This window comes from Methylobacterium sp. EM32, assembly GCF_040593685.1.
In the GTDB taxonomy this organism is placed as follows: Bacteria; Pseudomonadota; Alphaproteobacteria; order Rhizobiales; family Beijerinckiaceae; genus Methylobacterium.
In genome coordinates this window covers 1-8,168 of the sequence record NZ_JBEXZS010000265.1, presented here as the reverse complement: position 1 = coordinate 8,168, position 8,168 = coordinate 1, and the positions used below count along the sequence as shown (strand labels likewise).

5 protein-coding genes and 1 pseudogene are annotated in these 8,168 nt (G+C 69.3%); all 6 read right to left on the bottom strand.

Annotated features, from left to right (window positions below; all coding sequences use genetic code 11):
• Nucleotides 1-324 precede the first annotated feature (324 nt).
• On the bottom strand, nucleotides 325-1,491 hold the full coding sequence (locus ABZT49_RS32975) for an ABC transporter permease (protein ID WP_355292663.1): 1,167 nt from the start codon (nucleotides 1,489-1,491) through the stop codon (nucleotides 325-327).
• Nucleotides 1,488-2,513: an ABC transporter permease gene (locus ABZT49_RS32970; protein WP_093568357.1), complete on the bottom strand. Its 1,026-nt coding sequence runs from the start codon at nucleotides 2,511-2,513 to the stop codon at nucleotides 1,488-1,490. Before ABZT49_RS32970 ends, ABZT49_RS32975 begins: the two co-directional genes overlap by 4 nt.
• Nucleotides 2,510-4,585 (bottom strand): ABC transporter substrate-binding protein, encoded by a 2,076-nt coding sequence (locus ABZT49_RS32965; protein WP_355292661.1) that lies wholly within the window; start codon nucleotides 4,583-4,585, stop codon nucleotides 2,510-2,512. Before ABZT49_RS32965 ends, ABZT49_RS32970 begins: the two co-directional genes overlap by 4 nt.
• Nucleotides 4,582-5,463, bottom strand: a complete 882-nt coding sequence (locus ABZT49_RS32960) for a hypothetical protein (protein ID WP_355292659.1) — start codon at nucleotides 5,461-5,463, stop codon at nucleotides 4,582-4,584. The genes ABZT49_RS32965 and ABZT49_RS32960 overlap by 4 nt, the downstream gene beginning before the upstream one ends.
• Nucleotides 5,464-5,482: 19 nt before the next feature.
• On the bottom strand, nucleotides 5,483-7,360 hold the full coding sequence (locus tag ABZT49_RS32955; RefSeq protein WP_355292657.1) for an ABC transporter ATP-binding protein: 1,878 nt from the start codon (nucleotides 7,358-7,360) through the stop codon (nucleotides 5,483-5,485).
• Nucleotides 7,361-7,403: 43 nt separating this feature from the next.
• A pseudogene (locus tag ABZT49_RS32950) lies at nucleotides 7,404-8,168 on the bottom strand (glycosyl transferase family 28); the annotation flags it as partial.

The window sequence follows — 8,168 nt, the reverse complement described above, 5'->3', positions numbered from 1 at the left end:
TCCCTCTCCCGTGGGCTCGCTTATCTGTATAAGAGACAGGTGAAGGGGGGGTGAGGGGGTGTGGGCTCGTTCCGCAACCCCTGGTCTTCCTATCGCTCGATGGCGTTCGAACCCTCCGCGTCATCCCGGGGCTCGGCGCAGCCGAGAACCCGGGATCCATAACCGCTGACGGTGCCGAACGAAGCGGCTCGCGCGCCGATTCATCCTCCCGCGTCGGCGGTTATGGATCCCGGGTTCCGCTGCGCGGCCCCGGGATGACGTGGAGGGTGTATTATCGTGGGCGGTCACTCGACCCAGGCTTGTCATGACTTCGAGCCGCCCCCCTCAATGATACGGGTCTGCCGCATCCCGCAGCCCATCGCCGAGGAAGTTGAAGGCCAGCACCACGATCACCACCGGCAGGATCGGCGCCAGCAGCCACGGATGCAGCTGCACCGCCGCGAGGTTCTGCGCCTCGTTCAGGAGAACGCCCCAACTCGTCACCGGAGGCCGCAGGCCCAAGCCGAGAAACGACAGGGCCGTTTCGCCGAGGATCATCGAGGGGATCGACAGGGTCGCCGAGGCGATCAGGTGGCTCATGAAGTTCGGGATCAGGTGCCGGGCGATGATCCGGGTCTTCGAGGCGCCCATCAGCTCGGCGGCGCGGACGTAATCCTCCTCGCGGAGCGCCAGCAGCTTCGAGCGCACGGCGCGGGCGAGGCCCGGCCAGTCGAGCAGCCCGAGGATCAGCGTGATGCCGAAGAAGACCAGGATCGGGCTCCAGTTCGGCGGCAACGCCGCCGAGAGGGCGAGCCAGAGCGGCAATTCGGGCAGCGAGCGCAGGATCTCGATCAGGCGCTGGATGATGTTGTCGACCCAGCCGCCGAGATAGCCGGCGAGCCCGCCGAAGAAGAGCCCGAGCGCGAACGACACCGCGATGCCGACGAGGCCGACGGTGAGCGAGATCCGGGTGCCGGTGATGATCCGCGAGAGCAGGTCGCGCCCGAGCCGGTCGGTGCCGAGCAGGAACATCGTCCCGTCCTTCGGCGGGCAGACGAGGTGCCAGTCAGTGTCGACGAGGCCCCAGAAGGAATAACCCTCGTCGCGGCAGAAGAAGCGGAGCGGCTGCACCTTCGTCCGGTCCACCGTGTAGTCGCGGTGGAAGGTCTCGATGTTGAAGGTGAAGTGGTAGGGATGGGTGTAGGGCCCAATGAGGCGGCCCTCGTGGAAGAGGTGGATCGATTGCGGCGGCGCGTAGAGGTAGTCGCCGTGGCGCTTGGCCGGGTTGTAGGGCGCGATCACCTCGACGAACGGAATCAGCGCGTAGAAGACGATCAGGATCAGCCCGGCCGCCACCGCGACCCGGTGCTTACGGAACTTCCACCAGGTCAGGCGCCAGGACGAGGCGCGGTCGACGGCGCTGCTCTCCGCCCCCACCGGCTCGGTGCGGCCGGGATCGAAGGGGGCGGCATCGACGAAGTGCTGCGGCCGGTCGCGCAACTCGAGACTCATCGACCGTCCCCTCCGAGGCGGATGCGCGGATCGAGCCAGGCGAGCAGCAGGTCGGAGATCAGCATGCCGATCACCGTGAGCATCGCCACGAACATCAGGATGAAGCCGGCCAGGAACTGGTCCTGGCTCTTCAGCGCGGCGAGCAGGATTGGCCCGACGGTCGGCAGGCTGAGCACCAGCGACACCAGCACCGAACCCGAGATGAGATGGGGCAGGAGGTTGCCGATGTCGGCGATGAACGGGTTGAGCGACATCCGGAACGGATACTTGATCAGCGCCCGGGTCGGCGGCAGGCCCTTGGCCCGCGCGGTGACGACGTATTGCTTGCCGAGTTCGTCGAGCAGGTTGGCGCGCATCCGCCGGATCATCGCGGCGGTGCCGCCCAACCCGATCACCAGCGTCGGGACGACGAGGTGGGCGAGCAGCGAGCGGATCTTGTCCCAGGTCCAGGGCAGGCCCGAATAGGCGCTGTCGTAGAGCCCGCCGATCGACACCTCGAACCAGCGGTTGGCGTAGAACAGCATCACCAGCGCCAGCAGGAAGGACGGAGTGGCGAGCCCGATATAGCCGATGAAGGTCGCGACGTAGTCGCCGATCGAGTATTGCCGCGTCGCCGAGTAGATCGCGATCGGGATCGACACCAGGTGGACGAAGATCACCACCGCGAGGTTGACGACGAGGGTCAGCCACAGCGCGTCGCCGACCACCTCGCGCACCGGGCGGTCATACTCGAACGACCAGCCCCAATTGCCCTGGATCAGGCCGTTGAAGGCGCCTTCCGGGTTGGGCCACAGCCCGATCCAGCGCAGGTACTGCTCCCAGACCGGCCGGTCGAGGCCGTATTGCTGCATCAGGAACTGCGCCTTGGCGACCGAGGCCGCCTCGCCCTGCGAGCGCAATTCGGCGATCTGATTGGTCAGGAAGTCACCCGGCGGCAGCTTGATGATGACGAAGACGAGGGCGGAGATGATGAGCAGCGTGACCGCCATGGTCAGGAGGCGGCGGGCGAGGTAGCGGATCACCGCGACGCCTCCTTGGGGTTCGGACCCCAGTAGAACTGGTCCATCCGGTAGACCCCGATCAGGGCCGTCGGTTTCCAGCTATAGGTCTCTTTGTCGGGCACGTTGAGGAGGCGGGTCTTGGCGACCACCGGCTGCAGCGCCCCCGAGACGGTGCCGATCACCCACTGGTTCTCGGCCCGGTTCCTCAGCATCTCGGCCCAGATCTTGGCCTGCTCGGCATTGTCGGCGGTCGCCATCCAGCGGGCGTTGAGGTCGATCAGGACCTTCGCTTCGGGGATGTCGCAGGCCTCGCCCTCCTTGCCCCGCGTCTCGACGTACTGGCCCCATTTCGGCCAGGCATAGGTGTCCTGGTGGACCGGGGCGAGCTCGTCAGGGGACATCTCGGCGGTCGGCATCGCGAGGTCGAGCCCTTGCGCCGCCACCATCACGGCGGCGCCCGAATAGGCGCGGTTGCGCAGGACCGTACGGTCCTGCGGCTTGACGAACAGCTTGACACCGACCTCACGCCAGAACTCGGAGATCAGCGTCAGCCCGTCGGTGAGCATGCTGCTCTCGCCGTCGGTCTCGACCACGATCTCCAGCTCGCGCCCGTCGGGCAGCAGGCGGATGCCGGCGCCATTGCGCTGGATCAGCCCGACCTCGTCGAGGAGGCGGGAGGCTTGCGCCGGGTCGTAATCGGCGTTGAGGGTGCGGTATTCGGGTTTGTAGAGCGGGCTCTTCTCGACGACGGTGTCGTTGCCCTCGGTGCCGAGCCCGAACAGCAGCGCGTTGTTGAGGGTGCGCCGGTCGATGGCGAGCGAGAGCGCGCGGCGGTAGCGCAGGTCGCGGTTGAGCCGGCGCCAGACCGGATCGGTGACGGTCAGGTTCGGGTAGAGCGCCAGTTCCGAGCCGCGGGCGGTGGGCCAGAGATGGGTGCGGTAGCCCTTGGCGCGCTCACCCTCGCGCAGGATCGGGATGTCCTCCATGTTGAGGCCGCGAAACAGCAGGTCGGCCTCGCCGGCATTGGCCTTGGCGGCGAGGAGCCCGCCGGCCGCCACATCCATGTTGACCTTGTCGATGTAGGGCAGTTGCTGCCCGTTGCTGTCGACCCGGTGGTAATAGGGGTTCCGCACGAAGACGAAGCGGGCCGCCGGCGCGATGGTGGTGACGCGCCAGGGCTGGAGCGTCGGCAGGTCGGGATTGGTCTGCTCGAACATCGCGTCGAGCCGGTTGTGGAGCGCCGCCCAGCCCTTGACCTTGGCCTGCTTCACCAGCGGTTCGATCTCCGCCTTCGGCGTATATTTGGCGTTGAACTTCTTCAGGTAATGCGCCGGCCGGTAGATGAAGGGATCGCGCGGCGAGGCCAACTCCGGCAGGAAGCGCGGATTCGGCTTGTCCCAGGTGAAGCGGACATGCTGCGGGTCGATCAGCTCGAAGCGCGGCGGCTGCCCGTCGACCATCATGAATTCCGGCGGGCCGGAGGGGCTCAGCTCCTTGTTGAGGACGACGTCCTCCCACCAGTAGCGGATGTCCTCCGCCGTGAAGGGCTGGCCGTCGGACCAGCGATGGCCCTCGCGTAAGGTGAAGGTGTAGATCCGGTCGCCGTCGTTCTCGAATTTTTGCAGGATATCGGGCTGCAAAGCCAGCTTCTCGTCGTAGCCGACGAGGCGGGTGTAGCTGTAAGTCGAGATGTAGCGGATGTCTCGCGCCTTCGAGACCAGGGTGACGATGTCGCCGCCGGGCTTGCCGATCTGGCGGCCTTGCGCGGCGAGGTCGACGACGAGCGGTTGCTTGGGGAGGCGGTCGGAGAGTTCGGCAGCGAGGGCGGGGGATGCGAGGAGCGGGAGTAGAGTGGTCAGGACGACGACGCGCCACCAACCCTCCCCCCTCTGCGGGGGAGGGTGCCCTGCGAATGCAGGGCGGGAGAGGGGCAGCGCGACGCTGCTGGGTATGGTGCCCGTCAGAATGGTCGCGACTTCTCCGGAAGCGGCGTCCCCTCTCCCGGCCTGCTCCGCAGGCCACCCTCCCCCGCAGAGGGGGGAGGGTTCAGAAGCGGCGGCGTCCGCGAAGAAACGTCCGAACCGAACCGTCATGTCCCGTCCCTCCCGTGCAGGCGCACCCAGGTGAGGCGGGTGGGCGAGTAGCCGGTCGCGGCGTGCAGGTCGTCGAAGGCGTGGGTGGCGGCGATCGCCGCACGGGCTCCTTCCGCCTCCGGGTCGTCGGGCCGGTAGACGAATTCCCGCCCGTTGCGGCGCCAGCGCACCGGCTCGCCGGAGCGGGGCGCGGTCAGCATCGCGATGGTCGGGAAGGCCGGGCCGCCGTGGGCGTGGAGCCGGTGCGCCGCGGCGTCGTCGTCGAAGATGAGCCGGGTCAGGCCGCGCTCGCGCGCCTCCAGCACCCGCCGGGCTTGGCTGATATGGTCGTCGAAGAAGCCGACCGCCCTGTCCGCCTCGAGAAGCGGCAGGCGCGCCGCCGACCAGTCGCCGGCGTGGTAATGGGCACGTGCATCGCGGTAGCGCAGCCCCGAGAGGTCGGGATCGAAGCAGAAGATCTCGGCCTGCGGGCAGGCCTGGCGCATCACCCAGGTGGTCAGGCCCCGGAACACCCCCGATTCGACGATGACCTCGGGGTTGAGCGCCCGCATCAGCACATAGAGCTGGAGCGCGCCGTTGAAGCCGTTGCCGCCGCGCTTCTGCGCCACCGGCGCAGCGGCGATCAGGTCCCAGAAGGTCGCGACGGCGGGCGCAGCACCGCCCGGCAGGCTCAGGCCGGATTCTGCGAGGTCGTGATCGAGGCGCGCGGCCGCCGCCGCGATCAGCGCGTCGGTCTCAGGCGCGGAGAGCGGACGGTGGTTCCAGTCGGAGACCGCCGGGACGAGGTCGTAGCCGAGCCGGTCGAACAGGCGGCCGAGGAAGCGGCGGCGCAGCCGCTCGACGAAGGGGTGGGGACGGAGGGCGGCGCCGTGGGGCATCGGAGTCTCGTAGAAAAAATCAGGCGGCTTGCCGGAGCACCGGCCCGGCGACCCGGACGCAATGTCCGGGCTCGATCTCGGTCATGGTACCGGCCGCGCCGCCGGTGAGGCGATAGGGCTCGGGCCAGCTCGCCGGGTCTGAGAAGCGGTCGCTCATCAGGAGCTTCAGGTCGAGGGGATGGTCGAGGTCCGGCTCAGGCACCGCGGCGAGCAGCGCCCTCGTGTAGGGGTGGGCCGGGTTCTTGAACAGGGCGGCCTTCGGCGCCTCCTCGACGATGTAGCCCCGGCACATCACCGCAATCGTATCGGCGATGTAGTCGACTACCGCGAGGTTGTGGGACACGAACAGGTAGGAGACGCCGAGGCTCGCCTGGAGGTCCTTCAGGAGGTTGAGCACCTGGGCCTGGACCGACACGTCGAGGGCCGAAACCGGCTCGTCGCAGAGCAGCACCCGCGGCTTCAGGGCGAGCGCCCGGGCGATGCCGAGGCGCTGGCGCTGGCCGCCCGAGAAGGCGTGCGGGTAGCGCCGCAGGGAGGATTGGTCGAGCCCGACCATGTCGAGCAGTTCCTTCGCCCGCTCGTAGCGCTCGTCCGAACTCCCGACGCCGTGGATGCGCAGGGGCTCGGTCAGGAGCTCGTAGACCGTCATGCGCGGGTTGAGCGACGAGAACGGGTCCTGGAACACGAACTGCACCGCGCGGCGAAAGTCCTTCAGCTCCCGGTCCTTGAGGGCGAAGACGTCGCGGGGGCCGCGGCCGGAGCCGTCGTCGAAGGTCACGGTACCGGAATCGGGGCGCAGGGCCCGCATCACCACCTTCGACAGGGTGGTCTTGCCGCAGCCCGATTCGCCGACGAGGCCCAGCGTCCGGCCCGGATGCAGCTGAAGCGACACGCCGTTGACGGCGTTGATGGTGCGGGTCTTGCCCTTGAACCAGCCCGAGCGCAGGGTGAAGGACTTGCGCACCCCCTCGATGGCGAGGAGCGGCCCGGCCGGATCGGGCCGGTGCGGCTCGTTAGCCTTGCGGGCCAGCACTGCGCTCTTCACCTCGCGGATCGGGGTCAGGCGCTCGCCGGGCGCCATGTGGAAGCGCGGCACCGCCCGCATCAGGGCCTTGAGATAGGGGTGGCCGGGGCGGCGAAAGATCTCTTCCCGAACGCCCGACTCCATCACCCGGCCGCGATACATCACCACCACGTCGTCGGCCATGTTGGCGACGACGCCGAGATCGTGGGTGATGAGCAGCATCGCCATGCCGGTCTCGGCCTGGAGGTCGCGCATCAGCTCCAGGATCTGAGCCTGGGTGGTGACGTCGAGCGCCGTCGTCGGCTCGTCGGCGATGAGGAGGGCGGGCCGGGTGATCAGCGCCATCGCGATCATCGCGCGCTGGCGCAGGCCCCCCGACAGCTCGAACGGATAGGTGACGAGCGCCCGCTTCGGGTCCGGGAAGCCGACCCGCTCGAACACCTCGATCGCCCGGGCCTTAGCCTGGTCGGTCGAGACGTCGGCGTGGAGCCGTAGCGCCTCGGTGACCTGGCCGCCGACGGTGTGAAGCGGCGACAGCGAGGTCATCGGCTCCTGGAAGATCATCGCGATCCGCCCGCCCCGCAATGCTTGCATCCGGGACGAATCGGCCTTGAGGGCCGCGATGTCGACGCCGCCGGGAGGCCCCGAGGGATCGGAGAGGCGGATATGGCCGCCGCTGATCCGGGCCACCTTGGGCAGGATCTGCAGGATGGCCTGGGCGGTGACCGACTTGCCCGAGCCGGATTCGCCGACGAGGGCGACGGTGCGGCCCGCCGGCACGTCGAGGGACAGGCCGTCGACCGCCCGGAACGAGCCGGAATCGGTCGTGAAATCGACCGTGAGGTCGCGGATCGACAGGAGCGGTGCCGTCATCCTGGTGCCGTGCGGTCCTCTCGGGGGGAGCGTCCCCGGATCTTCACGGGAAGATAGGGTCCGTTTGTGACACGGGCGACGCCGTGGGCGCAAACAAAGCGGCGGCGCGCGATATTCTCGTTGCCGGATCTTTCGCCGCATGGGCGGCGAGGTGGTCGAGCAGGCGCTCGCAGAAGTCCCAGGTCGCCGCGTCCTGCACGAGGTGATGGGTGAGGAGCCCGATGGGACCGCCCTCCGCCGCCGCCCGGGCGGCCCGGGCGACGATGCCGGCCGGATCGGCGAGCCCGCCGCCGGCGCGCCAGGCGACCGGATCGATCGTCGCGTGGGCCTGGGCGAGGCCTGCGACCGGGGGCAGGGGATGGGCCGCCGAGACGCCCCGGTAGCCGAGGGCCGGCAGGGCCGCGGGCAAATCGGGGGCGATGCGGTTCCAGGGCGGCACCAGCACCGGGAGCAGGCGGGGGCCGAGCCGGGCTCTGGCGAGTGCCAGGGCCTCCGCGGCGTCGGCCTGCAAGGCCGCGAGGGGGCGGTGCGAGCCGAACTCCGCCTTCTTCGTGTCGGGCGGCGCGTGGTCGGCGTGGGCGAGGCCGTGGACGAGGAGATCGATCTCCGCCTCGTCGGCGACGCGCGCGGCCAGCGACGGCTCGGCCCGGGTGGGAATCGCCGCGAGCGCCACCGGCCAGCCGGTCCGGGCGGCCAGGGCGAGCAGGCGGTCGAGGGCGGGGGTGTGGGCGACCGCGTCGTCGTCGCGCCACCAGAGGGGGGTGGTGCGGCCTTCGTCCGCGGCGCGGGCGAGGGCGTCGGTGAGGGG